Source organism: Luteimonas wenzhouensis (assembly GCF_007859305.1).
Taxonomy (GTDB): Bacteria; Pseudomonadota; Gammaproteobacteria; order Xanthomonadales; family Xanthomonadaceae; genus Luteimonas; species Luteimonas wenzhouensis.
The window spans coordinates 239968-266681 of record NZ_VOHE01000002.1 but is presented as its reverse complement, the minus strand read 5'-3'; the positions used below and the strand labels follow the sequence as shown (position 1 = coordinate 266681).

Genomic DNA, 26714 nt, shown 5'->3' with positions numbered 1-26714 from the left:
AACGCGCAACGTGTTGTAATCATTAGCTTTATGGAGGACGCCATCAGCAATTCCTTGACCCGTTCGGTGCTGAGCCTGATCACCCGCCGCCGCCGTCCCAAGGCCGGCGCGCATCCCCCGGCCGCGGCGCGCATCGCCCGCCCCGTGGCCCGTCCGCAGGCGCCCGCCAGGGCGGTCGTCGCCCGTGCCGGCGCGTCGCGGCGCCGCGCTCCCCACCCCGGCTACATCCACGGCCACTATCTCTCCGGCGCAGGCCGCTCGGCCCGCGCCACGCAGCCGCTGTTCCGCGTCGCCTGACGCGGTGTCCGCCGTCCCCGCCGGGGACGGCGCCCTACGCCAGTTCCAGCGTCGCCAGCAGCTGCAGGCGACGCTGGTATGCGTCCCAGTCCGCCGGGCTCCTGGTGGGCGCGGTGGCATCCGAATACAGGTGGATCCGGTCGGTGTCCTGGCTCCGGGCATGGCTGAGCTGTTCGGCCTTGGCCGGGGTCAGGCCGACCAGCTTCACCGCGTAGGGCGCGTAGTCCACGTGTTCGCCGGTGCGCATCCCCAGCGGCTTGTGGAGGCGGTTGAGGACGACGTGGCCGTGGCCCTCGACGCGCTCGATGCAGTAGGGCAGGAAAACGCGACGGAATTCTTCGGTCTGTGTCGGCATGGCTGGCCCCGCGGTTGGCAAGGCCAGTGTTCGGCAACGCGGGCGCGCAGGCAAGCGGACCGGCTAGCGGGCCAGGTCCAGCACCACCTCGAAGCCGCCAAAGATCATCCGCTTGCCGTCGAACGGCATCTGTTCCGCGCCCGAGGCCATGCGCGGATCTTCCATCACCTTCCTGTTGCCGGCGTCGCGGGAGGCCTTGTCCGGCCATTCCACCCATGCGAACACCACCGTTTCCCCGGGCGCGGCCTGCACTGCGCGACGGAAGTCGGTGAGCCTGCCCTCGGGAACGTCGTCGCCCCAGGCCTCGACCACGCGGGTGGCGCCGGCATCCAGGAACGCCCGGTCGAAGGCCCCGGCATGGTCCAGGAACGCCTGGCGGTTGGCCGTGGGCACGGCGAATACGAATCCGTCTACGTAAGGCATGGTGGTCTCCTGCATGGCGATCGAAAGCACGGCGAGGGAAAGCGGGCAGGGCCGGGCGGTTCCCGCGCGGTGCCCGTGGCAACGACGATCCGCGGCGCCGGTGATCGACACGCGTCGTGGCGGCGCGCCCGCTGCAACGGTGCGGTTCATCGCGCGTTAGGTTCGCTGCGCGGACGCGTCCTACACTGGGGCGCCCCCACCCGTGCGGTTGCCGGCCGACGCCGCCGCACCGCACCCGGATGCCCGTCGATGCGACCCTTGCTTGCCGCCGCCTGTCTCCTGGGTCTGCTGCTCGGATGCAGTGCCCCCGAGCCCGACCAGGCCGGCAGCACCGTGCCGGTCGCCAGCCCGGAGGAGGGCGGCGCGGTCAGCACCGCGCCGGTGCCGATGGACGACGAGGCCGATCCCGCGGCCGCCGTGGAGCCCGAGCCCGAACCCGACGAACCGGGCATCGACTGGTCGCCGCTGGAACTGGTGCCCGACACCGCTTCGCTCAGCTGCGAACTGGACTACGCCGGGCACGGCGACGGCGAGCCGCTCCAGGCGTTCGACCGCGAGACCCTGGCCGGGGCGCTGGAGCCTTGCACCGCGCGCGGCGTGCTGCGGTTGCGCTACGTGGGCAAGATCAACGGCGGTTTCGTCCAGCTGGTGCAGCGGGTGACCCACGTCGCCGACGAGCTGGGCATCGGCAAGCGCGTGCTCGACATCGATTCCAGCGGCGGCATGGTCGAGGACGCGATCCGCGCCGGCGATGGCATCGCCGAGTCGCGCTGGACGATCTGGGTGCGCGAGGGTGCGGTTTGCCACAGCGCCTGCGTGTTCGTGCTGGCGGCCGGCGACATGCGCATGGTCAGCGGGCGCGTGGGCATCCACCGGATCATCCGCATGAGTTCCACCGCCACCACCCGGGCCGAGCTCAACCGGGAGCTGCGCGTGGTCTACGACCGGGTCCGCGACTACCTGGAGCGCAACGGCGCGGCGGCGGCGATGGCCGACATCATGATGGCGGTGCCCAACCGCAAGCTGCGCCTGCTCACCGCCGCGGAACTGGCCCTGTACGGCCTGGACGGCATCAACCCGGCCCAGGACGACCTCGACCGGCTGCGCCTGATGCGCAAGTGCGGCGAGGATTTCGTGGCCCGGCGCGACGCCTTCGCACGGGCGTTCGACGCCAGCTGCAAGGCCCCGGGCACCGATCTGGAGACGCTGAACGCCTGCGGCCTGGAACTGCGCAAGCAGTACCGGTTCCCCGACGAGGTGTGCCCGGCGGAAAGCCCGCTGTCGGAGTTCGACGCGCTGCTGGCCGCCGAAACGCCGGAGCAGGCCGCGCCGCGGCGTCGCGACGCGGGGGGCGACGACGCGCGGCCGGGCGGCGACGCCGGCGCCCCTTGAACGGTCAGCCGGTTTCGATCGCCTCGTCCGCCGCGCAGGCCAGGAACCCGCCCGACTGCCGCTCCCAGAGCTGCGCGTACAGTCCGCCCGCGGCGACCAGTTCGGCGTGGCTGCCCTGTTCGACGATCGCGCCCTGTTCCATCACGATCAGGCGGTCCATCGCCGCGATGGTCGAGAGCCGGTGGGCGATGGCGATCACCGTCTTGCCTTCCATCAGCCGGTAGAGGTTCTCCTGGATCGCGGCCTCGATCTCGGAGTCCAGCGCCGAGGTGGCCTCGTCCAGGACCAGGATCGGCGCGTCCTTGAGCAGCACCCGCGCGATCGCGATGCGCTGGCGCTGGCCGCCGGACAGCTTCACCCCGCGCTCGCCGACGTGCGCGTCGTAGCCGCGGCGGCCCTCGCTGTCGACCAGCTCGAGGATGAAGTCGTGGGCGCGGGCCTGTTTCGCGGCCTCGACCATCTCCTCCTCGCTCGCGTCGGGACGCCCGTACAGGATGTTCTCGCGCACCGAGCGGTGCAGCAGCGAGGTGTCCTGGGTGACCACGCCGATCTGCGCGCGCAGCGAATCCTGCTGCACGGTGGAGATGTCGATGCCGTCGACCAGGATCCGCCCGCTCTCGACGTCGTGGAAGCGCAGCAGCAGGTTGACCAGGGTCGACTTGCCGGCGCCCGAGCGCCCGACCACGCCGATCTTCTCGCCGGGCCGCACGTGCAGGTCGAGGTGGTCGATCACGCCGCCGGCCTTGCCGTAGTGGAAGCCGACGCCTTCGAAGCGGATGTCGCCGCGCACGCGGGGCAGCGGCGGTGCGCCCGGCGCGTCGTCGACCGTGGGCGGCAGCGAGATCGAGTTGATCCCGTCGTGGACGGTGCCGATGTTCTCGAACAGCATCGACAGTTCCCACATGATCCACTGCGACATGCCCAGGATGCGCAGCACCAGCGCCACCGTCGCCGCGATCGCGCCGGCGCCGATCGCGCCGCCGTGCCACAGCCACAGGCCCAGGGCCACGGTGGCGAACAGCAGCGCCATGTTCATTGCGTACAGCAGGCTGTACACCCGCGTGGCCAGGCGCATCTGCGGATAGACGGTCCCGAGGAAGCCGTCCATCGCCTCGCGCGCGTAGGCCTGCTCGCGCTGCGAGTGGGAGAACAGCTTGACCGTGGCGATGTTGGTGTAGCTGTCGACGACCCGGCCGGTCATCACCGAGCGTGCGTCGGCCTGGGCGCGCGAGATCTTCTCCATGCGCGGCACGAAGTGCCACATCAGCAGCGAGTAGCCGGCGATCCAGGCGGCGAACGGCAGCATCAGCCGCCAGTCCGAGGAGGCGGCCACGGCCAGGGTGCCGGCGAAGAACACCAGCACGTAGTTGCCGATGTCCAGCAGCTTGATCACGGTCTCGCGCACCGCCAGCGAGGTCTGCATCAGCTTGGTCGCGATGCGGCCGGCGAACTCGTCCTGGAAGTAGCCCATCGACTGCCGCAGCAGGTAACGGTGCACGTTCCAGCGGATCCGCATCGGGAAGTTGCCGAGCAGGGTCTGGTGCTGGACCAGCGAGTTGAGCAGCACCATCGCCGGCAGCGCCAGCAGCACCAGCACGCCCATCCACAGCAGGCGCCCGCCCTCGGCGTCGAGGAACGTGGCCGGGGTGGTGCTGCCGAGGCGGTCGACCAGCGAGCCGACGTAGGCGTACAGCGCCAGCTCGGCGATCGCGATGCCGGCGGTGGTGAACGCCATCAGCAGCAGCCAGGGCTCGGCGCCTCGGGTGTAGTGGCGGCAGAAGGCGTAGAGCGAGCGCGGCGGCTGCCGCGGCGGGTCGGCGGGGAAAGGGTCGAGCCTGGATTCGAACCAGCGGTACATGTCGGGGGAGTCGGGCGGGACGGGCGGGGATTGTCGCCGATCGGCGGTAACGGGGTTCGTGGCGCGGGCGGAACGGCTCATGTCGCGAGCACCGCGACGCGGCCCAGGTGGTGGCTGGCCACGGCGTCGAAGGCCCGCTGCAGCTGCGCCAGCGGGAACCGCCGCGACACGTGCGGCAGCAGCCGGCCCCCGGCCGCGAATGCGTGCAGCGCGGCCATCAGCGCGGGGTCGAAGCCGGTCGCGTACGGCCCGGCCTGGACGTCGTCGCGTGCGAGCGCGGGCACCTCGACGCCGTGCGGCCAGGCGATGCGGCTGCGTGGCGGCATCGCCGCGACCGTCCGCGCCGCGTCGTCGCCGCCGGCGGTGAGCAGGGCCAGCGTCCCGGGGCCGGCGAACCCGGCGATGGCGCGCTCGAAGCCCGGACGGCGTCCGTCGACCGCTTCGTCGGCGCCGAGGCGTTCGGCGAGCCGCAGCCCGTCGGCACCGGACGCGACCGCGAAGGTGCGCAGGCCCATCGCCCGCGCCAGCTGCAGCGCGAGGTGGCCGACCCCGCCGCTGGCCCCGAACACCACCAGCGCGTCGCCGGCCCGCGCGCGCAGGGCGTCGCGCACGCCGCGCAAGGCCACCGCGCCGTCCACGGGCAGCACCGCCGCCTGGTCCATCGACATCCACGGGGGCACCGGCCAGGCCAGCCGCCGGTCCAGCACCGCGTACTCGGCGTGGCAGCCGGGCGTCGGGGTGCGCCGCGCGAGCAGGCCGTAGACGCGCTCGCCCACGGCGACGCCACCCGCGCCGGGCCCGGTCGCGACCACGGTACCCGCGCCCTCCGAGCCGGTGACCAGCGGGAAGCGGGTCGGTTCGCCCAGCCTGCGCGCAAACGCGCCATCGCGCTCGAGCAGGTCCCAGCGTCCCACGCCCGCTGCGTCCAGCCGGACCAGCAGCTGGCCGGGGCCGGGTTCGGGCACCGGGAGCAGGCGCGGCGCGGGGCGTTCGCCTTCGCCATGGCGGACGAAGGCCATCGCGGACATGGTGCGGGGCAGGGGAATGGCAGCGGTCGCGGTTGGCATGCGCAGGGCCCTTGGACGGATGGCGCGGAGCAGGGTAAAACCTCAAGTAAACTTGAGGTCAAGGGGGTGCTGGATGCGACATCACGAGGCGATGGCGCGCGAACTCACGGTCGGCGAGGTGGCCGCGCGCAGCGGAGTCGCGGTGTCGGCGCTGCATTTCTACGAGGCCAAGGGGCTGATCCGCAGTGTCCGCACCGCCGGCAACCAGCGGCGTTTCCCGCGCGACGTGCTGCGGCGGATCGCAGTGATCAAGGTCGCGCAGCGCACCGGGATCCCGCTGGCGCAGATCCGCGAGGCGCTGTCCTCGCTGCCGGAAGGGCGCACGCCCACGGTGGCCGACTGGCGCCGGCTGTCCCGGCGCTGGCGCGCGGAACTGGACGCACGCATCGCGCGGCTGGTCCACCTGCGCGATGAACTGGACGGCTGCATCGGCTGCGGCTGCCTGTCGCTGAAGCAGTGCCCGCTGCGCAACCCCGGCGATCGCATGGCCCGGCTGGGCCCCGGCGCCAACACCCTCGACCGCGACTGATGCCCCGGCGTCAGCGGCCGCCGCCGCCACCTCCACCGCCGCCGCCGCCGGAGAATCCGCCGCCACCGCCGCCCGCACCGCTGCCCGGCGGCGTGGACGAGGACGCGATCTGCGAGGTCAGCCCCTTGCCCAGCGCCGAGGTGAAGCTGCCGACGTCGTTGATGCCGGCGCGCCCGCCCTTGAACCAGGCGATCGACGCGGTCGCCGCCGCGGCCGCCGCGGCGCCCACCGCCCGGGTGAACTTCTCCGTCCAGGCCTGCTCCACGTCCAGCGCCACCGCGTACGGCAGCAGCTGTTCGAAGCGGTGCGCGTCGAGCGGCGGCGCGGCGTCCCCGGGGCCCGGCAGGCGCTGCAGGTCCTGGCGTTCGGCCACGCCCAGGTAACGACGCAGACCCTCGATCTCGTCCAGCAGCCTGCGCCCCTCCGGCGTGGGCGCCCGGACCAGGACGAAGAACCCGACCACCACCACCGCCATCGGCGCGATCAGCAGCAGGGTGAGAGGCAAGGCGTCGCCGCGCCCGGCCCACAGGGCGAAGGTGGCCGAGGCCATCGCGATCAGCAGCGCGATCGCGGAGCTGCCGCCGTGGTTGCGGAACATCGTGCCCTTGAACCGCCGCGCGAGGGCGTCGGCATGGCGACGGACGGCGCCCTGCAGGCGGACGGCGTTCGACTGGTCCAGTGCCACCGGCGACCCCTGTTCGAACAGGGCCCCGAGCAGCGCCGTGCGCTCGTCGCCGGTGGGCGCGCCGCCGCCGCGGCGCAGCGTCCAGTCGTCGTCCCGGTCGCGTTCGATCCCCAGCGCCCCGTCAACCGCCAGCGCCAGCACGTCGGCGGTGTAGCAGCGGGTGTCGTAGCCCATCCTGCGCACGTAGCGCAATCCGGCCGGCGAGATGCCGTCCGGTGGCGTGTAGCGCACCACGACCGTGCCCGGCCCGGGATCGCGCCCCACCTGCCACCAGCGGACCAGGCACCAGGCCAGCAGCACCAGCAGGCCGCAGGCGGCGACCAGCGGGCCGCGGTTGTCGGCCAGCAGCCAGCGCAGCCGCTGGGCGGCGTCGGGTTCGGCCACGATGCCCTTGGGGAAGGCCAGCACGACCGTCAGCCCTTCGCCAGGCTCCAGCGGCCGCGACGCGCGCCAGTGCGCCAGGCCCGGCTCGGGGAGTTGCACCACGTAGTCGCGGCCGCCCGCGCCCTGCGGGCCGGTGTAGGCCTCGGCCTGCATCGTCTCAGGAGGCACCGCCTGCGGCAGCCGCACCTCGACGCTGCCGGCGAGGACCGGGAAGACCCAGCCGGTTCCGATCGCGTTGAAGTACAGCTCGTCGTGGGCGTCGAAGAAGCCGAGCTGGCGCGTGGTCCGGTAGCGCAGGACGTAGCTGTAGGTGGCCGGCACCGGGAGGAAGTCGTCGTTGCCGGTGTTCACCCGCACGCCGTTTCCGCGTCGCTCGGTGAACCAGGGCTCCGGGCGTCCGTCGCGCAGCACCTCCAGCACCTCGAAGCCGACCACCACGCGGTTGCCGTGGCGGTCGCGGTAGCGGGTGGGGAAATCTCGGTAGAGGCCGCGCCGGATCCGGTCGCCCTCGGCGTGCACGCGGATGTGTTCGGTGACGACGAGGCTGCCGTCGGCGGCGACGTCGATCCGCACGTCGTAGGCCTCGATGCGCTCGGCCGCGGCCGTCGTCGTCGCCCAGGCCAGCAGCCACGGCAGGACCAGCGCGAGCAGGGCGAAGCGATTCGCGTTCATGGCAGCTCCACCCGTACCGCCGCGCGCTGCGCTTCGCCGGCCTCGAAGAACTCCTCGGGCCGAAAGCCGGCCAGGCGCGCAACCAGCACGTCGGGCACGCGCTGTGTGGCGTCGTTGTACTCGCGCACCGCGCCGTTGTAGAAGCGGCGCGCGGACTGCAGGTGCTCCTCGACCTCCACCAGGTCCTGCTGCAGGCGCAGGAAGTTCTCGCTGGCCCTGAGGTCGGGGTAGGCCTCCTTGAGCGCGAACAGCCTGCCCAGCGCCTGCCCGAGTTCGTCCTCCACCGCGGCCAGGCCCGGCCGGCTGTCCTGGGCCAGGGCCCGCGCGCGCAGTCCGGTGACCGCCTCGAGCACCGCGCGTTCATGCCCGGCGTAGGCTTTCGTCGCGGCCACCAGGGCCGGCACAAGATCGTGGCGCCGGGCCAGCTGCACGTCGATGTCGGCCCAGGCCGTGCGCACCTGGTTGCGCAGCCGCACCAGGCGGTTGAACGCCACGACCGCCCACGCGAGCAGGACGAGGAGGGACAGGGCAATCAACAGCGTGGAGTTCATCGGATTCCGGCGACCGGGAGACGGCAGGCCCCTACTGGACCCGCGCAGGGCCACGATGTGACAGCGTAGCCCAGGGCCGATGCCTCCCGTGGCCTCGGCCGCCGCAGCCGCTACACTCCGGCAACCGATCCCTGGAGGCCAGACGATGGACAGAACGCGCCTGTGTACCGCCCTGGTGGCCCTGGCCCTGTGCGGCGCCGCGTCCGCCCAGCAGACCACCGCCGCGCCCGCGCCGGCCGCCGGCCAGCCGGCGATGGACCAGCTGACACCCGAGCAGCGCGAAGCCCTGGCCAGGCAGGACGCGGACATGGCCCGCGCCGCGCTGCAGGTGATGCAGCTGGTGGACGCCGACCGGATCGGCGAGGTCTGGGACGGGGCCTCGGCCGCGATGAAGCAGGCGGTCACGCGCGAGGACTTCATCCGCCAGGTGGGCGCTGACCGCGGCCGCCTGGGGCCGGTGGCCTCGCGCGGTGACGCGCAGGTCAGCCGGTCGCTGTTCCAGGCCGGGCAGCCGGTGCCCGAGGGGCTGTACATCAACGTGCGCTCGGCGACCCGGTTCGCCAACCACCCCGAACCGGTGCGCGAGCTGGTCTCGTTCCGGCTCGACGAAGACCGGGTCTGGCGGGTGTCGGGCTACAGCGTGCGCTGATCCCGTGCGCGCCTCCGCCGCGCGCGGCGGCGGCCTGCCGCGCGCGGCCACGCCCTGCGCGCTCAGCCCCGCTCGAACCGGGCGATTTCCTCCAGCAGCCGCTGCGCGCGGCCGATGCCGTCGCAGCCGTCGCCCGCGTCGGTGGCGTCGGGCGCCATGTCCAGGTCGCGGTGGCGCCGCCAGCGCCACAGTGACCAGCCCCAGGTGGCGACCAGGCCCGCGGTGCCGATCGCAAGGCTCGCGAGCAGCCAGGGGGCGTTGCCGGTCTCCGGCCCGGGGGCCTGCACTCCGGCGATCGCCACCACCACCGGGATCCACATCACCCACCACGGCGCGGCGCACACGCCCGCATTGAGGGCCTGGACGCAGCGCAGTACCGCCATCCGCCGCTGGATCCGGAGCACCGGCGCGGCGCTGTCGACGCCCGCCGCCAGGCACAACGTGATCGCCGCCATGACCGCGTTCGCCACGCCGAAGGCATGTACCAGCACGCCGCCCAGCAGCAGGCCCGGCACGTCGGTGTTGCGCGTCCAGCAGGCGACACCGAGCGCGATCAGGCCGACGCCCAGCAGGAACTGCAGTCCCTGGCCCCAGACCAGCGGCCGCAGGTGGCGCTGGACCCGCGCCAGCCTGTGCTCGCGCAGCAGTTCCCACTCGATGGCCTGTTGCCGTTCCAGCTGGCGGCCCAGCGCCTGCCAGGCGAGCTTGAGTTCATCGGGTTCCATGGCGTGCTCCTGTCGTGGGCGGGGTGGACGGGGCGGCGTACTCGCGGATGCGCTGCTTGAGGCGGCTGATCCGCGTGGTGACGTTGCTTTCGCCCAGGCCCAGGACCTCGGCGATCTCACGGCTGCTGTGCTCCTCCAGATAGAGCACCAGCAGGGCGCGGTCGAGCGGCGGCAGCGCGGCGATGAAGCGTTGCAGCATCCGCACCTGCCCGAGCACCTCGTGGTCGCAGCCGCGTTCGTCGGGCAGTTCGTGCAGGCCGTCCTCCAGCGGCACCGAGTGCCGGCGGTGCCGGCCCTCGCGCCGCAGGTGCGAGATCGCGGTGTTGAGCGCGATCCGGTACATCCAGGTGGTGACGCTGCGCGCCGGATCGTAGTCCGGCCAGGCGCGCCAGAGCTGGATCGCGATCTCCTGGGCCAGGTCGGCGCGGTCCTCGGCGCCGCGCGCGTAGGCGCCGGCCACCTTGAGCACGATGCCGCGGTGGCGCTGCAGCAGCGCGTCGAACGCGGCGTGGTCGTCATGGGCCATGGCGGCATGGTCCGGCGCGGGGCGGGAAGGGGCGAACGAACGGTCCATGTCCGATGGTTCGCGGCGGCGGGGAAATTGTCACACGCACCGGCCGCGCGGCCCCGCCCGGCTATTCCGCGATGCCTTTGGCCTCCGACGTCCCGAGCACCTCGGGATGGTCGATCCTGCGCTGCCGGTGCAGCAACGGATGGGCGAACACCACCGCCAGCAGGATCGCGACGCCGGCGTAGAACATCGGCGTGAGTTCCCGCTGCTCCGACAGCAGCACAGCGGCCAGCACGATCGCGTACACCGGCTCGAGGTTCAGCGCCATCTGCGCCGAGAACGCGCTCATGTGGCGCAGCGCCACCAGCGACAGCGCGAACGGGAACAGCGTGCAGGCGCCGGCCAGCAGCAGCAGCCAGGCCGCGTCGGCAGGTGCGGGCGCGACCAGCAGCGGGCCGGCGAAGGCCGGGAACAGCAGTGGCATCAGGGGGGCGAGGGCGGCCAAGGCGAGGGCGCCGGCGCCGAGCTCGATCGCGGTTACGGTGAGCGGGTCGGCCCGGTCCACCAGCCGCTTGTTGAGCGATCCGAACACCGCCACCAGCAACGCCGAGACCGCGCCCACCGCGATCCCCGCGTGCATGTCGGTCGACACGCCGCCCACGACCATTGCCGCGCCCGGCAGCACCAGCACTCCCAGCGCCAGTTCGCGGCGCGAGAACGGGCGCCGCGCCAGGCGCGGTTCGACCAGTGCGGTGAACACGGTGGCGAACGCCATGCAGGTCGCCGCGACCGAGGCGTTGGCCAGCTTGATCGCGCCGTAGAAGGTCAACCAGTGCAGGGCCACCACCACGCCGATGCCGGCATAGGCCGCGAGCAGCCGCGGCGGCATCGCGCGCAGGCCGCGCCACACCCGCGGCACCAGCAGCAGGGCCGCGACCACCAGCGCCATGCGCCACCACACCAGCGGCAGCGCCGGCAGGCTGATCAGCTTGCCGAGGATGGCGGTGAACCCCCACAGCGCCACGCACAGGTGGATCTGCCAATGGGCCTTGGCGGTGGGGGTCATGCGCGCAACCGTGCCTGCAGCGGGCCGGCCAGCATGCCTGCTTGCGCGGCGGGCGTCACCGGTCCGGCGCGCAGGAAGGGCGGTTCAGTCCGCCGCCTGCGCCACCAGCCAGTCGATCACCCGGCGCACCGCCGTGCGCGGCCGGCGGTGTGCCGGGTAGACCACGTGGTAGGCGTAGCGCCCGGGCATCGGGTCGCCGGGCAGGCGCCGCAGCTGGCCGCTGGCCAGCCACGGGGCGACGATGCGCTCGCGCGCCAGCGCCGCGCCGAGGCCGAACGCCGCCGCGCGCAGCATGTCGGTGCTGTCGCTGAACACGAACCGCTCGTCGAAGCGCGCGCCGTGGACTTCGTTGGTACGGAACCAGTCGTGCCACCCCTGGTGTCCGAGGTCGGCCACCAGCGGCAGGCTGGCCACGTCGGCGGCGGTCCGCACGCGATCGAGGCCGGGCATCGAGGGCGCCGCCACCGGGAACAGCGACTCGTCCATCAGGTGGATCGCCGACAGCCGCGGCCAGCGTCCCGGGCCGTGGCGGATCCCGAGGTCGGGGCCGACGTTGTCGAACCGGGTCAGGGCGATCTCGGTATCCACCCGCAGCCGGATGTCCGGGTGCGCGTCGGCGAAGTCGCCCAGCCGCGGGACCAGCCAGGTGTAGGCGAACGAATGCAGGGTGGTCAGGCGCACGGTGTGTGCGTCCTCGCGCCGGCTGCGCAGCTCCTGCATTGCGCCGTCAAGGTCGTGGATCGCGGCGCTGGCGACGTCGGCCAGGCGTCGTCCCTCGGCGGTGAGCGCCACGCCGCGCGCGTGCCGGGTAAACAGGGCCACGCCCAGTCGCGACTCGAGCTTGCGCACGTGGTGGCTGACCGCGCTCGCGGTCAGGTGCAGCTCCTCGGCGGCATGGGCGAAGTTCTGGTGGCGCGCGGCGGATTCGAACGCGGCCAGGGCGGGAAACCAGTCGGAGCGGAGCGCCATCGAGCCACAAATCCCGTTTGTGCCTTGGCCTGAAAGTATGCGCTTGTCGCCGCCGGGATGACAGGCACAATCCCCTTGACCTCCCCCCACCGAGGCTTGCCCGATGTCCTGTCCGAACGTCGCCGCGGCGCCATCACGGAGCCAGGAGTCCGCCCGCTGGCTCGACCCGCTGGAGCTGGGCGTGCTGGGCGCGATCTGGGGCGCGTCTTTCCTGTTCATGCGCGTGGCCGCCAACGACTTCGGCCCGGCGCCGCTGGTCGAGGTGCGGCTCGCGCTCGGCAGCCTGGTGCTGCTGCCGTTCCTGTGGCGCGACCGGTCCCGGTTCCCCCTGCGGCTGTGGCCCAAGCTGGCGCTGATCGGCGCGATCAACTCGGCGCTGCCGTTCCTGCTGTTCGCCTGGGCCGCGCAGCGCGCCCCGGCCGGGATCGGCGCCATCGCCAACGCGATGACGGTGCTGTTCACCGCGCTGGTCGGCTTCCTGTTCTTCGGCGAACGCATCGGCACGCGGCGCGCGCTGGCGCTGGTGGTCGGCTTCGTTGGCGTGGTGGTGCTGGCGAGCGGCAAGGCCGCCGGCATGAGCATCGGCGCCGCCGCTGCGGCCGGTGCGCTGGCCTCGCTGCTGTACGGCCTGGGCATCAACCTGGTGCGCCGCCACCTCGGCGGCCTGCCGCCGGCGGCGGTGGCCTCGGCCACCCTCGGCAGCGCCGCGCTGCTCACCCTGCCGGTGGCGATCGCGACCTGGCCGGTGCAGCCGCTGCCGGCGGCCGCCTGGCTGTCGGCGGCGATGCTCGGCGTGCTGTGCACCGGGATCGCGTTCGTCATGTACTACCGTCTGATCGCGCGCATCGGCGCCAGTCGCGCGTCCACCGTGACCTACCTGGTCCCGCTGTTCGGCGTGGGCTGGGCCTGGTGGCTGCTGGACGAGCCGCTGACCTGGACCATGGCGCTGGCCGGCATGCTGATCCTGGGCAGCGTGGCCTTCAGCCAGAGGGCCAGGTAACGCGCACGATGCGCACCGCGTTGCCGCCAGGCTTCGCCGGTGTCGTTCCCGGTGCGCGCGATCGCCACGCCTGGTTGAACGGGAAACGAATCTGCGGCGATGTCCGGCCGCAGGGAGCTGTCGTACACTCCGCCCCCGCATCCATCGTCCTGCGGAGGGGTTCCATGCCGTCGTTCCGTTCGTCCGCGCTGGTCGCGGGCCTGCTGTGCGTAGCCGCCATGACGTGTCCGGCGACGGCCAGGGAACTTGCCATCACCAATGCCCGGATCGTGGCGGCGCCGGATGCCGAGCCGATCGCCTCGGGAACGGTCCTCCTGCGCGATGGCAGGATCACAGCGGTGGGCGACTCGACCGAAGTCGCGGTGCCCGAAGGCGTGGAGCGGCTCGATGCCGGTGGCGGAACGGTGGTCGCGGGCTTCTGGAACAGCCATGTCCATCTGATTGCGCCGCCGCTCGACCGGTCCGCGACCCAGCCGGGCGACGTCCTGTCCGAAGCCCTGCTCACCCGGTACCTGCGCTGGGGCTTTTCCACGATCTTCGATATCGCGTCTCCCCCGGGCAGCGCATTCGTGCTGCGTGCGCGCATCGAGGATGGCGACGTCACGGGTCCGGCCATTCTCACCACTGGCACGCCGTTTTTCCCGATGGACGGCGTTCCTGCCTACCTGCCCACCGATCTGGGAGGCTGGTCGCTCAAGCAGGCCGAAGTGGCGACGCCTGAGGAAGCCGCCGGGCGCGCGCGCCGGCAGCTGGCCGCAGGCGCGGACGGGCTGAAGATCTTCGCCGGTGCCATGGTCGGCGGCGAGCTCGGCGTGTTGCCGATGGACGACGCCATCGGCAAGGCGGTGGGCGATATCGCGCGTGAGGCGGGCAAGCCGCTGTTCGCGCACCCGGGCAACCAGGCGGGGGTCGATGCCGCGATCGCCGCCGGCACCAGCGTGTTTGCGCATACCGCGCCGCTCATGGGCCCGTGGGACGATGCCCTGGTGCAGCGGCTGCTGGCCGAGGACATCGCGCTCATCCCGACCTTGAAGCTGATCGAGATCGAGGTGCGGAAGGAGGGTGGCACGCCGGAGGTCGTCGAGCGCGTGATGGCCGTTTCCCGCCAGCAGCTCGAGGCGTTCTCCCGCGCGGGAGGCACGGTCCTGTTCGGCACCGACTCGGGCTACATCGACTGGTACGACACCCGCGACGAACTCCGGCAGATGCACGCATCCGGCCTCGACTGGCGCCAGGTGCTGGCCAGCCTGACCACCGCGCCCGCGCAGCGCTTCGGCCAGGCGGGGCGCAAGGGGCGCCTCGCCCCGGGCATGGATGCGGACCTGGTGGTGCTGGGCGGTGATCCGGCCGAGGACGTCGCGGTGCTGGCGGACGTGCGCTACACGCTGCGCGCAGGCAAGGTCGTCTACGCCGCCGGTCCCTGAGCAGCAGGGGGGCGGGCGCCGGGTCCGGCCTGCGTCGCCGCCCGGTGCACGTGCGCCCGCCCGAGCCAGAGGCCGAGCAGCGCCCAGGCGACGGCCAGCGGCACTACCACGGTCGCCAGCCCGCCCAGCGCCAGGCCGATCCGGCCGAGCGCGCCTTCGACCTGCGCCCCGACCACGTCGCCGGCGCGATAGACGAAGGTGTCGATGAAGGCCTTGGCCTTGTACTTCTCCTCGCGGCTGACCACCGGGAACAGCGCCTCGCGCGCGGGGCGGGTCAGTCCGCGCTGGACGGCGCGGTTCATCGCCTCGAGCACGACCAGCATCGCGAACGAACCGTAGATCGCCAGGCCGACGAAGCCCAGCGCGGTGGCGACCGGCAGCACCGCCAGGGCCACCGCCAGCCCGAAGCGGCGGATGATCTGTCCGGTGAGGGTGAGCTGCAGCGCCAGCACCGCGATCTGGGTCCACATGTCGATGCTGCCGAGCAGGCCGGTGCGCGCGTCGAGGTCGCTCTCGGCCGCGGCCACCATCTGCAGCCGGGTGAAGTAGATGAAGGTGGCCACCACGGTCATCGCCAGCACGTAGCCGGCGATGCCCATCAGGTAGGGCGAGGCGAACACCGCGCGCAGGCCCGCCCACGCACTGCCGCCGATGCGGCGTTCCTCGCTGGCGATGTCGGACGCCGCTTCGGCGGCGGCGGAGGCCCCGCGGTCGCTGCGTACGTGCACGAGCACCCAGGCCAGCAGGATCGCCAGCAGCAGGAATCCGGCCGCGACCAGCAGCAGGCTCGGCGTGCCCAGCGGTTCGGCCAGGCGCGAGGCCAGCCAGGGGCCGAAGATCGCGCCCAGGGTGCCGCCCACCGCGACCAGCGCGAACAGGCGCCGCCCCTGGTCGCTGCTGAAGCGGTCGGCCAGCAGGGCCCAGAACACCATGGTCACGAACAGGTTGAACACGCTGAACCAGACGTAGAACACCTGGCCGCTGCGCGTCCCGACCGCGCCGGGCGCGAACACCAGCAGCGCCCAGAAACCGGCCAGGCTCAGGGCGAAGAAGGCGTAGGTGGCGGAGATGAAGTGCAGCCGCCGCAGCCGCGCGACCAGCCCGCCGAACAGCGGGTTGACCGCGAGCGTGACCACGGCGGTGCCGATGAACAGCCAGCGCACGCTGTCGATGCCGCGCTCCATGCCCAGCGCATCGCGCGCCGGGCGCAGCATCATCAGCGCGGTGAGGATGCAGAAGAAGAACGCGGCGGCGACCAGCACCGGCGCCAGTTCGCCGTGCCGGAGGTTGAACAGGTCCGCGAGGCGCCCGCGCATGGGTCAGGCGAACATCGCGACCAGTTCGGCCTGCTGCGCGTCGTCGAGCAGCGGCCCGGTCCCGCCGCGCAGGTTGTCGGCCTGGCGTTCGGGCTTGCCGGTGGCGGGGATCACCGCGGTCACCGCGGGGTGGCTGATCGCGAACTTCAGGAACATCTGCGCCCACGACGTCACGCCGACGTCGGCCGCCCAGCCGGGCAGCTCGCGGTCGCGCACCGCGGCGAACAGGCGGCCGTCGTCGAAGGCGCGGTTGACGATCACCGCGATGCCCAGCTCCTGCGCCAGCGGGAAGATCGTGCGCGCGGCCTGCGGCGCGTTGACCGAATAGTTGATCTGGACGAAGTCCGGCTTTTCCGCGCGCATCAGGCGCGCGGTCTCGGCGTGGCCGCTCTCCAGGTAGTGGGTGATGCCCACGTACTTCACCTTGCCGGCGTCCTTGAGCTCGCGCGCGTAGGGCATGGCCTCGGCCATGTTGCGCAGGTTGTGCACCTGCAGCAGTTCCACGTGGTCGGTGCGCAGGCGCCGCAGCGACGCGGCCCACTGCGCCTCCAGCGCCTCGCGGCTGTCGGCGGCGAGCTTGGTGGCCAGGAAGCAGCGCTCGCGCCAGCCGCCCTGCTCGAGCAGGGCCCCGACCACGTCCTCGGCGTTGCTGTAGTTGGGCGAGGTGTCGAGCAGGCGTCCGCCGCCCTCGAAGAAGATCCTCGCCACCTCGCGCAGGGCGTCGAAGTCGGGCGAGTCCAGCGGCACCTCGTAGCTGCCCGAGGTGCCGACGCCGATCGCCGGGATCGATTCGCCGCTGGCCGGGATGGTGCGCATGACGAGTTCGCCCGCGAGCGGCGCGATGCCGGCGATGGCGCCGACGGGCTTCTCGCGCGGCCGGCCGGGCAGGGGATCGGCGCGGTCCTGGCTGCAGGCGGCGAGCGGGGCGAGGGCGACGCCGGTGGCGGCCAGGCTGACGGAGGCGATGAATCGGCGGCGGCTGGTCATGGCGGGACTCCAGGGGGGCATGGGCTGGACGGCGCATCGACGCGGCGCAGGGTAGGCACAAGCCGGGGCGCGAATCCAGTGGCGGCGCCCCTGCGTCACCCCGGGCGCGCGCCGAGCAGGCGCAGCAGCCCGACCGCGGCCGCGGGATTGCGTTCCTTGGCTGCGCTGATGAAGAAAACGAACACGTCGCGCCGCGCCGCCCCGGCCGCGGGTGGGGCGAGCAGCGGCAGGTCGCCGGGCGTCCCGCCCCGCGCCCAGGTGCGCGCACGCGCGGCCCAGGCCGCGAGCTCGTCCGCCGGATAGCCGCTGGCCACGTGCGCGCGCGAGCGCATCAGCCGCGCATAGACGAAGTCGGCGGTGGGGTCGGCGACGTTGGGGTGCTCGTCCGAGTCGGTGTACACCGTGGCCATGCCGTGACGGCGCGCCAGTTCGACGAAGCCGGCATCGACGAAGCCGCGGTCGCGCACGTCCAGTACGTGCCGCAGCGGCCGCCCGCCGGCCTCGCGCGGCAGCAGTCCGAGGAAGGCCGCGAAGGCGTCGCGGTCGATGCGGGTGCCGGCGTCGAACTGCCAGACGAGCGCGCCGAGCCGGTCTTCCAGCGCCGCGATCCCGCCGACGAAGTCCTCCACCTGCGGCCCGGTGCGCTCGAGCGCGCGCGCCTGGGTGATGCGCTTGGGGGCTTTGGCGGTGAACACGAAGCCGGGCGGAGTCTGCTCGCGCCAGCCGGCGTACACCGCCGGCGTCTGCGTGCCGTAACAGGTGCCGTTGATCTCGATCGCCGACAGCTGGCGGCTGGCGTACTCGAGTTCGCGCCGCTGCACGAGGCCCTTCGGGTAGAAGCGCCCGCGCCAGGGCGGGAACACCCAGCCGCCGATGCCGACGCGGATGCCGTCCACCGCCGGTACGCCGGCGTCCGCCGGGGCGAGGGTCAGGCCGTCCATCGGTCCGGGTTCCCGAACCGCCGCAGGTGGCCTTGTGCGAGGATTCGCATGGCGATGGCGCCGCTCCGGTCCGGCGGGCAGGATGCCACGCGCGTGGCCCGGGGGCGACCATCCCGCCGGCCTGCACGCCAGGCACCTGCCGGAAGTCATGTCCGCCCGTGCGCCGGGCAGGACTATGCTGGCCGGGTACGACGACGTTGGGAGCAAGGCGATGCAGCGACGTGGATTCCTGGCCCTGGGTGGACTGGCCGCCGGCGCGGCGTTGCTGCCGCCGCTGGCGTACGGGCGGGCGATCGCGGCCGAGCGGCTGCTCGAGCGCATCGATGGTGCGATCAAGCGCCGGCTGGCCGATGCCGCCCTGCAGGCCGCCACCGACGCCGGCGCCAGCTACTGCGACATCCGCATCGGCCGCTACCTGCGCCAGTCCCTGCTCACCCGCGAGGCGCGGGTGGAGAACGTGGCCAACGAGGAGTCGGTGGGCGCGGGCGTGCGCGTGGTCGCCGGCGGTGCATGGGGGTTCGCCGCCACCAATCGCCTCGACGTGGACGCGGTGGCGCGGGCCGCGCGCCAGGCGGTCGCGATCGCCCGGGCCAATGCCAGGGTGCAGGCCGAACCGGTGCGGCTGGCGCCGGCGCCGGCCCACGGCGAGGTGTCCTGGCGCACGCCGATCGCCAGGAACGGCATGGAAGTGCCGATCCGCGACAAGCTCGAACTGCTGCTGTCGGTCAACGCCGCGGCGATGGAGGCGGGCGCGAGCTTCGTCAACTCGCGCATGTTCCTGGTCAACGAGCAGAAGTACTTCGCCTCCACCGACGGCTCGTACATCGACCAGGACGTGCACCGGATCTGGGTGCCGTTCACGGTGACCGTGGTCGACCAGGCCAGTGGGAGGTTCCGCACCCGCGACGGCCTGTCGGCGCCGATGGGGATGGGCTACGAGTACCTCGACGCCGATCCCGCACAGCGCGTCGAGCTGCCCGGCGGGGTGGTCGCCTATGGCCGCTCCTACGACATGCGCGCCGACGCGGTGGCCGCCGCGCGGCAGGCGCGGGAGAAGCTCAAGGCGCCGTCGGTCAAGCCCGGCCGCTACGACCTGGTGATCGACCCGAGCAACCTGTTCCTTACCATCCACGAGAACGTCGGCCATCCGCTCGAGCTCGACCGCGTGCTCGGCTACGAGGCCAACTACGCCGGCACCAGCTTCGCCACCCTCGACAAGCGCGGGACCTTCCGCTGGGGCAGCGACATCGTGAACTTCGTCGCCGACCGCACCCAGCCCGGCAGCCTGGGCGCCGTGGGCTACGACGACGAGGGCGTGCAGGCCAAGCGCTGGGACCTGGTGCGCGACGGCATCCTGGTCGACTACCAGTCGATCCGCGACCAGGCCCACATCCTGGGTAAGACCGAGTCCGACGGGTGCTGCTACGCCGACTCGTGGTCGAGCGTGCAGTTCCAGCGCATGCCCAACGTCTCGCTCCAGCCCGGCAAGGCGCCACTCACGGTGCAGGAGATGATTGCCGGGGTCGAGAACGGGCTCTACATCCACGGCCGCGGCTCCTATTCGATCGACCAGCAGCGTTACAACGCCCAGTTCGGCGGGCAGCTGTTCTTCGCCATCCGCAACGGCCAGGTGCAGGGGCTGGTAGAGGATGCCGCCTACCAGATCCGCACTCCGGAGTTCTGGAACGCCTGCTCGGCGATCTGCGACGAACGCGACTATCGCCTGGGCGGCTCGTTCTTCGACGGCAAGGGCCAGCCCAGCCAGGTCTCGGCGGTCTCGCACGGGGCGGCCACCGCGCGCTTCGACGGCCAGAACGTGATCAACACCGCCCGCTCGCTGGGCTGAGGCCGGCGTCCGCGCATGCGCCCGGATGTGCCGAAAGTCATTTGCGCCCCGCGGCGGCGGCGCACAGAATCGGATGAAACCATCCCGCCCGGCACGTCCGCACCGGACCTGCGCGTTTGCCGCGGCGGCGTTGGCGCCGTGCCCCACCTACCGGAGAACGCTCCGTGCAACGACGTGATTTCCTGGCCCTGAGCGGCCTTGGCATCGGCAGCCTGGCGCTGCCTTCCTGGCTCGGCAAGGCGGTGGCCACCGAGCAGCTGGTGACCACCCTGGACGTGGCGGTCAAGAAGCAGTTGGCCGACGCCGGGCTCGAGGCCGCGCGTTCGTCCGGCGCCAGCTACTGCGACGTGCGCATCGGCCGCTACCTGCGCCAGTTCGTGATGACCCGCGAGGACAAGGTCCAGAACGTGGTCAACACCGAGTCCACCGGCGTGGGCGTGCGGGTGATCGCCGACGGTGCCTGGGGCTTCGCCGCCACCAACGGCCTGACCACCGACGCGGTGGCCGCGGCCGCCCGCCGCGCCACCGCGATCGCCAAGGCCAATGCCAGGGTGCAGGCCGAGCCGGTGCGGCTGGCCCCGGCGCCCGCCTATGGCGAGGTGTCCTGGCGCACCCCGATCAAGCGCAACGCGATGGAGGTGCCGCTCAAGGACAAGGTCGACCTGCTGCTCTCGGTCAACGCGGCCGCGCTCAACGCCGGCGCCAGCTTCGTCAACTCCACCCTGTTCCTGGTCAACGAGCAGAAGTACTTCGCTTCCACCGACGGCTCCTACATCGACCAGGACGTGCACCGGATCTGGGCGCCGATGACCGTCACCGCGGTCGACAAGGCCAGCGGCAAGTTCCGCACCCGCGACGGCCTGTCCGCGCCGATGGGCCTGGGCTACGAATACCTCGACGGCGACCCGGCGCAGAAGTTCGTCAGCCCCAACGGGGTGGTGAACTACGGCCACTCCTACGACATGCTCGAGGACGCGGTGGCCGCGGCGAAGCAGGCCCAGGAAAAGCTCAAGGCGCCATCGGTCAAGCCCGGCCGCTACGACCTGGTGCTCGACCCCTCGCACACCTGGCTCACGATCCACGAGTCGGTCGGCCATCCGCTCGAGCTCGACCGCGTGCTCGGCTACGAGGCCAACTACGCCGGCACCAGCTTCGCCACGCTCGACAAGCGCGAGTCCGGCTTCCGCTACGGCAGCGACCAGGTCACGATCTTCGCCGACAAGACCCAGCCCGGCAGCCTCGGCGCGGTCGGCTACGACGACGAGGGCGTGAAGTGCAAGCGCTGGGACCTGATCCGCGACGGCATCCTGGTCGACTACCAGGCCATCCGCGACCAGGCCCACATCCTGGGGAAGACCGAGTCCGACGGCTGCTGCTACGCCGACTCGTGGTCGAGCGTGCAGTTCCAGCGCATGCCCAACGTCTCGCTGGCCCCGGGCCGCTCGAAGCTGTCGGTGGCCGACATGATCAAGGACGTGGAGAACGGCATCTACATCATCGGCGACGGCTCGTTCTCGATCGACCAGCAACGCTACAACGCCCAGTTCGGCGGCCAGCTGTTCTACGAGATCAAGAACGGGCGGATCACCGGCATGCTCGAGGACGTGGCCTACCAGATCCGCACCCCGGAGTTCTGGAACGCCTGCGTGGCGGTGTGCGACGAGAGCGACTACCGCCTGGGCGGCTCGTTCTTCGACGGCAAGGGCCAGCCGGGCCAGGTCTCGGCGGTCTCGCACGGGGCGAGCACCGCGCGCTTCAACGGCATCAATGTCATCAACACCGCGCGTTCGCTCGGCTGACGGCGCAGGAGGAACGAATTACATGAGCATCTTCACCGAAGCCGAAGCCAAGGCCATCCTCGACAAGGTCATCGCCCTGTCCGGCGCCGACGAGTGCACCGCGGTGCTGTCGGGCGGCGACAGCGGCAACATCCGCTTCGCCCTGAACAACGTGTCCACCAGCGGCATCGTCGACAACGTCGAACTGGCGGTGTCGGTCGCCTTCGGCAGGCGGGTGGGCACCGCCACGATCAACGAGTTCGACGATGCCTCGCTCGAGCGCGTGGTGGGCCGGGCCGAGGACCTGGCGAAGCTCGCCCCGGAGAACCCGGAGTTCATGCCGGCGATCGGCAAGCAGTCCTACGTGGCCACCTCCACCCACAGTGCGGCGACCGCCGCGATCACGCCCGAGTACCGCGCCCAGGTGGCGGCCAGCTCCATCGCGCCCTGCCGCGAGGCCGGGCTGGTGGCGGCCGGCTTCCTCGAGGACAGCCGCTCGTTCACCGCGATCGCCAACAGCAACGGCAACTTCGGCTACCAGACCGCGACCAGCGCCGACTACACCTGCACCGTGCGCACCGAGGACGGCCGTGGCTCGGGCTGGGTGGGCCGCAACGTCACCGACATCTCGCAGTTCCACGCCGGCCGCGACATCGCCGTCGCGATCCGCAAGGCCCGCGAGTCCGCCGACGCCAGGGCGCTGGAGCCGGGCAAGTACACCGTCATCCTGGAGCCGCACGCGGCCGCGGGGCTGATCTCGTTCATGATGTACTTCTTCGACGCCCGCCAGGCCGACGAGGGCCGCAGCTTCCTGTCGAAGAAGGGCGGCGGCAACAAGCTCGGCGAACAGGTCTACGACCCGCGCGTGAGCATCTGGGCCGACCCGGCCGACCCCGACGTGCCGGTGCTGCCGTGGGACGACGAGGGTCTGGCGCGCACGCGCATGCCGGTGATCGAGGACGGCAAGGTCGCCAACCTGCTGTATTCGCGATACTGGGCGCAACAGCAGGGCCGCGAGGCGGTGGCCAGGCCGGGCAACCTGATCATGGCCGGCGGCACCAAGTCCACGGCGGACCTGGTGCGCGAGACCGAACGCGGCATCCTGGTCACCCGCACCTGGTACATCCGCATGGTCGACCCGCAGACGGTGCTGCTCACCGGCCTGACCCGCGACGGCACCTTCTACATCGAGAACGGCCAGATCCGGTATCCGATCAAGAACTTCCGCTTCAACGAGTCGCCGGTGATCATGCTCAACAACATCGACGAGCTCGGCAAGCCGGTGCGGGTGAGCGGCGACGAGTCGCGCTTCGCGATGATGATCCCGCCGATGCGCCTGCGCGACTTCACCTTCACCTCCCTCTCCGACGCGGTGTGATCGCGTGCCGTAGCCGCCGTGCCCCCGCCCCCGCCTGCGGGGGGCGGGCGCCACGACTCGTCGCGGTCCCCGGTCCGGTTGCGCGCGCATGACCGGGACGCCCATGACCCGCGCGCGATTCCTGCGCCTGGGCCTCGGCGCGATCGCCGGCGCCTGGCTGGGCGCGCGCGCGCCGGCCGCGCGCGCGTCGGCGGCGGGCTACGACTTCTGGTTCACCCGGCTCAAGTACGACTCGGGCGACTGGGACGTGGACGAGCGCATGCCGTCCAACGTGATCACCGCGCTGATCGACTACACCGGCCTGCGCGTGGACCCGGAGGAACACGTGGTCGAGCTGGCCGACCCGAAGATGCTCTCGGCGCCGTTCTGCTACCTGGCCGGGCACAAGCTGGTCGAGTTCAATCCGGCCGAACGGCGCAACTTCGAGCGTTACGTGCGCAACGGCGGCTTCGTCTTCGTCGACGACTGCAACCACGACATCGACGGCCTGTTCGCGAAATCGTTCGAGGCGCAGATGGCCGCGATCTTCGGCCCGCGCGCGCTGGCCAGGCTCCCAAACGACCACCCGATCTACAGCAGCTTCTTCCGGTTCCCGGACGGCCCGCCCGCCACCAGCTACGAACTCAACGGCTGGGGCGACGACCTGGTCCACGACTACCTCAAGGGGATCAGCATCGACGGCCGCCTCGGGGTGCTCTACAGCAACAAGGACTATGGCTGCGAATGGGACTACGACTGGCGCAACAAGCGCTTCCTGGCCGAGGACAACACGAAGTTCGCGGTCAACATCGTGGTCTACGCGCTCACCGCCTGAGCAGGCCCGCCCCGCAATCCACCGCCCCCGAGTGCCCATGAACGCCCCCCTCACCGAATCCGACATCCAGGCCCGCGTCGCCCGCCTGGCCGACCTGCGCGCCGCCATCGCCAGCGCGATCGTCGGCCAGCACGACGTGGTCGAGCAGCTGCTCACCGGGCTGCTGGCCGGGGGCCACTGCCTGCTCGAGGGCGTGCCGGGGCTGGGCAAGACGCTGCTGGTGCGGACCCTGGGCCAGGCGCTGGAGCTGCAGTTCCGGCGCGTGCAGTTCACGCCCGACCTGATGCCCAGCGACCTGCTGGGCACCGAACTGCTGGAGGAGGACCACGGCACCGGCCGCCGCGCGTTCCGGTTCCAGAAGGGCCCGGTGTTCACCCACCTGCTGCTCGCCGACGAACTCAACCGCACCCCGCCCAAGACCCAGGCCGCGCTGCTGGAGGCGATGCAGGAGCACACCGTGAGCTTCGCCGGCGTGACCCACGCGCTGCCCGAGCCGTTCTTCGTGCTCGCCACCCAGAACCCGATCGAGCAGGCCGGCACCTACCCGCTGCCCGAAGCCCAGCTCGACCGCTTCCTGCTGCACATCGCCCTGGATTACCCGGGCGAGGAGGACGAGCGCGCGATCATCGCCCAGACCACCGGCGCGGCCCCGGCGCAGGTCCCGCGGGTGATGGGCGGCGAGGACGTGCTGGCGCTGCAGGCGCTGGTGCGCCAGGTGCACGTGGGCGAGGACCTGCTGGCCTGGATCACCCGCCTCGTGCGCGCCACGCGGCCGGGCGAAGGCGCACCGCAGCTGGTGCGCGAGTACGTGAAATGGGGCGCTGGGCCGCGTGCCGGACAGGCGCTGGTCCTGGCCGCGAAGGCGCGCGCGCTGCTGCACGGGCGGCTGGCGGCCACGCGCGAGGACGTGCAGGCGCTCGCCGCGCCGGTACTGCGGCACCGTCTGCTGCTGTCGTTCGCCGCCGAGGCCGAGGGCAAGCGTCCGGACGCGCTGGTCGCGGCGCTGCTGGACGAACTGCCGTTCCCGGGCGGCTGAGCGCCGCGGGCACGATGGTCCAGGATCCCGTCGGCCCGGCGCTGCGCGCGCAGCTGCGCGGGCTGCGCATCGCCTCGCGCCGCGCCAGCCCGCTGCGCGGCGGCGGCCTGCACCGCGGTCGCGACCGCGGCGCCGGGCTGGAATTCTCGCAGTACCGCGGCTACGAGCCGGGCGACGAGCCGCGCCGGATCGACTGGAAGCTGTACGCGCGCAGCGACCGCTTCTTCGTGCGCGAGGCCGAGCGCGACAGTCCGCTCGTGGCCTGGATCGTGCTCGATGCCAGCGCCTCGATGGCGCAGGCCGACGAGGCGCGCCCGGACTGGAGCCGGCTGGACGCGGCACGGGTGCTGGCCGCCTGCATCGCCGAGGTGGCGCTGCGCCAGGGCGACCATGCCGGACTGCTCGCCGCGGGTGGCGATGCGCTGCGTCTGGTGCCCGCGGCCGCCGGCAGCCGCCAGCGCGAGCGGCTGCAGCACGAGCTGGTCCGGATCGAGGCCGCGGGCGGCATGCCCGACCAGGCGCGGCTGGGGCCCGTCTGGGAGCGCGTCGGGCCCGATGCGCTGGTGGTGGTGCTGGGCGACTTCCTCGACCCGGCGCTGCCGGAGCTGGCCACGCGCCTGGCCGCGGCGCGCCGGGAAGTGCTGGCGATCCAGCTGCTGACCGTGGCCGAGCGCGATTTCCCGTTCGACGACGGGCGCCGTTTCATCGATCCGGAGACCGGCCAGGCGCTGCCCGGTGACGCGCGCGCGTTGCGTGCCGGGTTCCTGGCCCGGTTCGGCCAGGCCCAGCGCGAACTGCACGCACGCTTCGACGGGGCCGGCATCCGCCACGCGGTGCACGTGCTCGGCGAGCCGCTGCTGCGGCCGCTGCAGGCCCTGTTCGGCGCGGGCCAGGGGAGCGCCGGCGAATGACCCCGGTGTTGCTGCTTCCGTTGGGACTGGCCGCGTTGGCCGCGCTGGCGCTGCCGCTGCTGCTGCACCTGGCCCGGCGCCAGCAGCAGCGGCCCACGGTGTTCGCCGCGTTGCGCTGGCTGCAGGCGCGCCCGCGTCCGCGGCGGCAGCTGCGCTTCGACGAGCCATGGCTGCTCGCGGTACGCCTGCTGCTGGTCGCGCTGGTCGCGCTGCTGCTGGCCCGGCCCGCGCTGCAGGGCGTGGTGGACGCGCGGCCGCGGCTGCTGGCGGTGCCCGGCATCGCGCCGGCCGCGCTCGCGCAGGCACGCGCGCGGCAGGACGTGGAAGCGCGCTGGCTGGCGCCCGGCTTCCCGCCGCTGGACGTTGCGCCGCCGTCCGGTCCCCATCCGTTGGCGAGCCTGCTGCGCGAGTTCGATGCGCAGCTGCCTGCGGGCGTGCCGCTGACGGTCCTGGTGCCCGCGCGGTTCGCCGGGGCGGACGGCGGCCGGTTGCGCCTGGCGCGCGAGGTCGACTGGCGCGTCGTCGAAGGCGAGGCGCTGCCCGCCACGGCGCAGGTCCAGGCGCCCGTGCTCGCGGTCCGGCACGACGACGCGCATCGCGACGCCGCGCGTTACCTGCGTGCGGCGGCAATCGCCTGGCGCGACGAGGACGACGGCACGATGCCGGACGTGGCGGCCTCGACCCGGCTGCCGGCGCCGGGCGTTACGCTGGCCTGGCTCCACGCCGGCCAGTTGCCGCCGGAGCTGTTGCAGCGGGTGGAGCAGGGCGCCCAGGCGCTGCTGGCGGCGGATGCCGCCTGGCCCGACGGCGTCGAGCCCGCCGCGGCCTGGCGTGACGATGCCGGCCAGCCGCTGCTGTCGGCCGCACGGCTTGGGCAGGGCCGCCTGCTGCGGTTCGAGCGCGCGCTGGCGCCGGCGGAGATGCCGCAGCTGCTGGCACCGGAGTTTCCCCACGTATTGCGCGAGCTGCTGCAACCGCCGCCGGCGCCGACCGTGGTGGGTGCCGTGGACTACGCGCCCGAGGCCGGCGCGGTGGCGGTCGCCGCCGAACCGTTCGACCTGCGGCCCTGGCTGGCGCTGGCCATCGCGCTGCTGGCGCTGCTCGAGCGCTGGCTGGCGACGTCGCGCCGGCGCGAGGAGGGGGCGTGAGC

At 72.5% G+C, this 26714-nt stretch carries 26 protein-coding genes; 13 read left to right on the top strand and 13 right to left on the bottom strand.

Going from position 1 to position 26714, the window contains the following annotated elements:
• The first annotated feature begins 30 nt into the window (after positions 1 to 30).
• Positions 31 to 297, top strand: coding sequence for a hypothetical protein (locus tag FQY79_RS04630; protein ID WP_146311259.1), 267 nt, complete (start codon positions 31 to 33; stop codon positions 295 to 297).
• Positions 298 to 331: 34 nt separating this feature from the next.
• Here the strand turns inward: FQY79_RS04630 and FQY79_RS04625 are convergent, their stop codons facing one another.
• Both FQY79_RS04625 and FQY79_RS04620 read right to left on the bottom strand, forming a co-directional pair.
• Entirely contained in the window at positions 332 to 652 is a 321-nt protein-coding gene (locus tag FQY79_RS04625; protein WP_146311258.1) for a hypothetical protein, read from the bottom strand.
• Positions 653 to 715: 63 nt separating this feature from the next.
• Positions 716 to 1075, bottom strand: coding sequence for a DUF1428 domain-containing protein (locus FQY79_RS04620; RefSeq protein WP_146311257.1), 360 nt, complete (start codon positions 1073 to 1075; stop codon positions 716 to 718).
• Between the two features lie 249 nt (positions 1076 to 1324).
• On the opposite strand from FQY79_RS04620, the gene FQY79_RS04615 reads away from it, so the two are divergent.
• On the top strand, positions 1325 to 2467 hold the full coding sequence (locus tag FQY79_RS04615) for a hypothetical protein (RefSeq protein ID WP_146311255.1): 1143 nt from the start codon (positions 1325 to 1327) through the stop codon (positions 2465 to 2467).
• Positions 2468 to 2471: 4 nt separating this feature from the next.
• On the opposite strand, the gene FQY79_RS04610 is transcribed toward FQY79_RS04615, so the two are convergent.
• Entirely contained in the window at positions 2472 to 4325 is a 1854-nt protein-coding gene (locus FQY79_RS04610; protein ID WP_146311253.1) for an ABC transporter ATP-binding protein, read from the bottom strand.
• Positions 4326 to 4402: 77 nt separating this feature from the next.
• A complete protein-coding gene (locus FQY79_RS04605) occupies positions 4403 to 5344 on the bottom strand; it encodes a quinone oxidoreductase family protein (RefSeq protein WP_186759782.1) in 942 nt (313 codons plus the stop codon).
• A gap of 139 nt (positions 5345 to 5483) precedes the next feature.
• On the opposite strand from FQY79_RS04605, the gene soxR reads away from it, so the two are divergent.
• The gene (gene soxR, locus FQY79_RS04600; RefSeq protein ID WP_146311860.1) at positions 5484 to 5921 is read left to right on the top strand and encodes a redox-sensitive transcriptional activator SoxR; all 438 of its coding nucleotides are present in this window, start codon (positions 5484 to 5486) and stop codon (positions 5919 to 5921) included.
• Between the two features lie 10 nt (positions 5922 to 5931).
• Here the strand turns inward: soxR and FQY79_RS04595 are convergent, their stop codons facing one another.
• Together FQY79_RS04595 and FQY79_RS04590 are read right to left on the bottom strand one after the other, a co-directional pair.
• Positions 5932 to 7662 carry a DUF2207 domain-containing protein gene (locus tag FQY79_RS04595; RefSeq protein WP_146311249.1) on the bottom strand — a complete coding sequence of 577 codons (1731 nt, stop codon included), beginning with the start codon at positions 7660 to 7662 and terminating at the stop codon, positions 5932 to 5934.
• On the bottom strand, positions 7659 to 8213 hold the full coding sequence (locus FQY79_RS04590; RefSeq protein ID WP_146311247.1) for a LemA family protein: 555 nt from the start codon (positions 8211 to 8213) through the stop codon (positions 7659 to 7661). Before FQY79_RS04590 ends, FQY79_RS04595 begins: the two co-directional genes overlap by 4 nt.
• A gap of 145 nt (positions 8214 to 8358) precedes the next feature.
• Between FQY79_RS04590 and FQY79_RS04585 the strand changes: the two genes are divergently transcribed.
• The gene (locus FQY79_RS04585) at positions 8359 to 8862 is read left to right on the top strand and encodes a DUF4019 domain-containing protein (protein ID WP_146311245.1); all 504 of its coding nucleotides are present in this window, start codon (positions 8359 to 8361) and stop codon (positions 8860 to 8862) included.
• A gap of 62 nt (positions 8863 to 8924) precedes the next feature.
• Here the strand turns inward: FQY79_RS04585 and FQY79_RS04580 are convergent, their stop codons facing one another.
• From FQY79_RS04580 to FQY79_RS04565, 4 genes are all read right to left on the bottom strand, one after another.
• Positions 8925 to 9587 (bottom strand): hypothetical protein, encoded by a 663-nt coding sequence (locus FQY79_RS04580; RefSeq protein WP_146311243.1) that lies wholly within the window; start codon positions 9585 to 9587, stop codon positions 8925 to 8927.
• Positions 9574 to 10113 (bottom strand): RNA polymerase sigma factor, encoded by a 540-nt coding sequence (locus FQY79_RS04575; protein ID WP_146311241.1) that lies wholly within the window; start codon positions 10111 to 10113, stop codon positions 9574 to 9576. Before FQY79_RS04575 ends, FQY79_RS04580 begins: the two co-directional genes overlap by 14 nt.
• Before the next feature lie 109 nt (positions 10114 to 10222).
• Positions 10223 to 11164 carry a DMT family transporter gene (locus FQY79_RS04570; protein ID WP_146311239.1) on the bottom strand — a complete coding sequence of 314 codons (942 nt, stop codon included), beginning with the start codon at positions 11162 to 11164 and terminating at the stop codon, positions 10223 to 10225.
• Between the two features lie 84 nt (positions 11165 to 11248).
• Positions 11249 to 12133 (bottom strand): LysR substrate-binding domain-containing protein, encoded by an 885-nt coding sequence (locus FQY79_RS04565; RefSeq protein ID WP_146311237.1) that lies wholly within the window; start codon positions 12131 to 12133, stop codon positions 11249 to 11251.
• Between the two features lie 103 nt (positions 12134 to 12236).
• Here FQY79_RS04565 and FQY79_RS04560 point away from each other — a divergent pair, with 103 nt between their 5' ends.
• Entirely contained in the window at positions 12237 to 13133 is an 897-nt protein-coding gene (locus FQY79_RS04560) for a DMT family transporter (protein ID WP_146311235.1), read from the top strand.
• 164 nt (positions 13134 to 13297) lie between these two features.
• A complete protein-coding gene (locus tag FQY79_RS04555) occupies positions 13298 to 14557 on the top strand; it encodes an amidohydrolase family protein (protein ID WP_146311233.1) in 1260 nt (419 codons plus the stop codon).
• On the opposite strand, the gene FQY79_RS04550 is transcribed toward FQY79_RS04555, so the two are convergent.
• From FQY79_RS04550 to FQY79_RS04540, 3 genes are all read right to left on the bottom strand, one after another.
• On the bottom strand, positions 14539 to 15873 hold the full coding sequence (locus FQY79_RS04550) for an NTP/NDP exchange transporter (RefSeq protein WP_146311231.1): 1335 nt from the start codon (positions 15871 to 15873) through the stop codon (positions 14539 to 14541). The genes FQY79_RS04555 and FQY79_RS04550 overlap by 19 nt on opposite strands.
• 3 nt (positions 15874 to 15876) lie before the next feature.
• Positions 15877 to 16860, bottom strand: coding sequence for an aldo/keto reductase (locus tag FQY79_RS04545; RefSeq protein WP_146311229.1), 984 nt, complete (start codon positions 16858 to 16860; stop codon positions 15877 to 15879).
• Between the two features lie 95 nt (positions 16861 to 16955).
• Positions 16956 to 17801, bottom strand: a complete 846-nt coding sequence (locus tag FQY79_RS04540; protein WP_146311227.1) for a DUF72 domain-containing protein — start codon at positions 17799 to 17801, stop codon at positions 16956 to 16958.
• A gap of 211 nt (positions 17802 to 18012) precedes the next feature.
• On the opposite strand from FQY79_RS04540, the gene FQY79_RS04535 reads away from it, so the two are divergent.
• The 7 genes from FQY79_RS04535 to FQY79_RS04505 all read left to right on the top strand — a co-directional run bounded on the left by FQY79_RS04535 (position 18013) and on the right by FQY79_RS04505 (position 26712).
• A complete protein-coding gene (locus FQY79_RS04535; protein ID WP_146311225.1) occupies positions 18013 to 19647 on the top strand; it encodes a TldD/PmbA family protein in 1635 nt (544 codons plus the stop codon).
• 164 nt (positions 19648 to 19811) lie between these two features.
• Positions 19812 to 21446: a TldD/PmbA family protein gene (locus tag FQY79_RS04530; protein WP_186759777.1), complete on the top strand. Its 1635-nt coding sequence runs from the start codon at positions 19812 to 19814 to the stop codon at positions 21444 to 21446.
• A 22-nt stretch (positions 21447 to 21468) separates the two neighbouring features.
• Complete coding sequence (locus tag FQY79_RS04525) at positions 21469 to 22803, top strand: TldD/PmbA family protein (protein WP_146311224.1); 1335 nt, start codon at positions 21469 to 21471, stop codon at positions 22801 to 22803.
• Positions 22804 to 22906: 103 nt separating this feature from the next.
• The gene (locus FQY79_RS04520; protein WP_146311222.1) at positions 22907 to 23617 is read left to right on the top strand and encodes a DUF4159 domain-containing protein; all 711 of its coding nucleotides are present in this window, start codon (positions 22907 to 22909) and stop codon (positions 23615 to 23617) included.
• A gap of 37 nt (positions 23618 to 23654) precedes the next feature.
• Positions 23655 to 24653: an AAA family ATPase gene (locus tag FQY79_RS04515; RefSeq protein WP_146311220.1), complete on the top strand. Its 999-nt coding sequence runs from the start codon at positions 23655 to 23657 to the stop codon at positions 24651 to 24653.
• A 14-nt stretch (positions 24654 to 24667) separates the two neighbouring features.
• Positions 24668 to 25564, top strand: coding sequence for a DUF58 domain-containing protein (locus FQY79_RS04510; protein ID WP_146311218.1), 897 nt, complete (start codon positions 24668 to 24670; stop codon positions 25562 to 25564).
• Positions 25561 to 26712, top strand: coding sequence for a BatA domain-containing protein (locus FQY79_RS04505; protein WP_146311216.1), 1152 nt, complete (start codon positions 25561 to 25563; stop codon positions 26710 to 26712). The genes FQY79_RS04510 and FQY79_RS04505 overlap by 4 nt, the downstream gene beginning before the upstream one ends.
• The last annotated feature ends 2 nt before the right edge of the window (positions 26713 to 26714 follow it).

Coding starts and splice junctions, on each gene's coding strand:
- FQY79_RS04630 (WP_146311259.1), top strand. CDS start 31: ATGGAGGACGCCATCAGCAATTCCTTGACCCGTTCGGTGCTGAGCCTG.
- FQY79_RS04625 (WP_146311258.1), bottom strand. CDS start 652: ATGCCGACACAGACCGAAGAATTCCGTCGCGTTTTCCTGCCCTACTGC.
- FQY79_RS04620 (WP_146311257.1), bottom strand. CDS start 1,075: ATGCCTTACGTAGACGGATTCGTATTCGCCGTGCCCACGGCCAACCGC.
- FQY79_RS04615 (WP_146311255.1), top strand. CDS start 1,325: ATGCGACCCTTGCTTGCCGCCGCCTGTCTCCTGGGTCTGCTGCTCGGA.
- FQY79_RS04610 (WP_146311253.1), bottom strand. CDS start 4,325: ATGTACCGCTGGTTCGAATCCAGGCTCGACCCTTTCCCCGCCGACCCG.
- FQY79_RS04605 (WP_186759782.1), bottom strand. CDS start 5,344: ATGGCCTTCGTCCGCCATGGCGAAGGCGAACGCCCCGCGCCGCGCCTG.
- soxR (WP_146311860.1), top strand. CDS start 5,484: ATGGCGCGCGAACTCACGGTCGGCGAGGTGGCCGCGCGCAGCGGAGTC.
- FQY79_RS04595 (WP_146311249.1), bottom strand. CDS start 7,662: ATGAACGCGAATCGCTTCGCCCTGCTCGCGCTGGTCCTGCCGTGGCTG.
- FQY79_RS04590 (WP_146311247.1), bottom strand. CDS start 8,213: ATGAACTCCACGCTGTTGATTGCCCTGTCCCTCCTCGTCCTGCTCGCG.
- FQY79_RS04585 (WP_146311245.1), top strand. CDS start 8,359: ATGGACAGAACGCGCCTGTGTACCGCCCTGGTGGCCCTGGCCCTGTGC.
- FQY79_RS04580 (WP_146311243.1), bottom strand. CDS start 9,587: ATGGAACCCGATGAACTCAAGCTCGCCTGGCAGGCGCTGGGCCGCCAG.
- FQY79_RS04575 (WP_146311241.1), bottom strand. CDS start 10,113: ATGGCCCATGACGACCACGCCGCGTTCGACGCGCTGCTGCAGCGCCAC.
- FQY79_RS04570 (WP_146311239.1), bottom strand. CDS start 11,164: ATGACCCCCACCGCCAAGGCCCATTGGCAGATCCACCTGTGCGTGGCG.
- FQY79_RS04565 (WP_146311237.1), bottom strand. CDS start 12,133: ATGGCGCTCCGCTCCGACTGGTTTCCCGCCCTGGCCGCGTTCGAATCC.
- FQY79_RS04560 (WP_146311235.1), top strand. CDS start 12,237: ATGTCCTGTCCGAACGTCGCCGCGGCGCCATCACGGAGCCAGGAGTCC.
- FQY79_RS04555 (WP_146311233.1), top strand. CDS start 13,298: ATGCCGTCGTTCCGTTCGTCCGCGCTGGTCGCGGGCCTGCTGTGCGTA.
- FQY79_RS04550 (WP_146311231.1), bottom strand. CDS start 15,873: ATGCGCGGGCGCCTCGCGGACCTGTTCAACCTCCGGCACGGCGAACTG.
- FQY79_RS04545 (WP_146311229.1), bottom strand. CDS start 16,860: ATGACCAGCCGCCGCCGATTCATCGCCTCCGTCAGCCTGGCCGCCACC.
- FQY79_RS04540 (WP_146311227.1), bottom strand. CDS start 17,801: ATGGACGGCCTGACCCTCGCCCCGGCGGACGCCGGCGTACCGGCGGTG.
- FQY79_RS04535 (WP_146311225.1), top strand. CDS start 18,013: ATGCAGCGACGTGGATTCCTGGCCCTGGGTGGACTGGCCGCCGGCGCG.
- FQY79_RS04525 (WP_146311224.1), top strand. CDS start 21,469: ATGAGCATCTTCACCGAAGCCGAAGCCAAGGCCATCCTCGACAAGGTC.
- FQY79_RS04520 (WP_146311222.1), top strand. CDS start 22,907: ATGACCCGCGCGCGATTCCTGCGCCTGGGCCTCGGCGCGATCGCCGGC.
- FQY79_RS04515 (WP_146311220.1), top strand. CDS start 23,655: ATGAACGCCCCCCTCACCGAATCCGACATCCAGGCCCGCGTCGCCCGC.
- FQY79_RS04510 (WP_146311218.1), top strand. CDS start 24,668: ATGGTCCAGGATCCCGTCGGCCCGGCGCTGCGCGCGCAGCTGCGCGGG.
- FQY79_RS04505 (WP_146311216.1), top strand. CDS start 25,561: ATGACCCCGGTGTTGCTGCTTCCGTTGGGACTGGCCGCGTTGGCCGCG.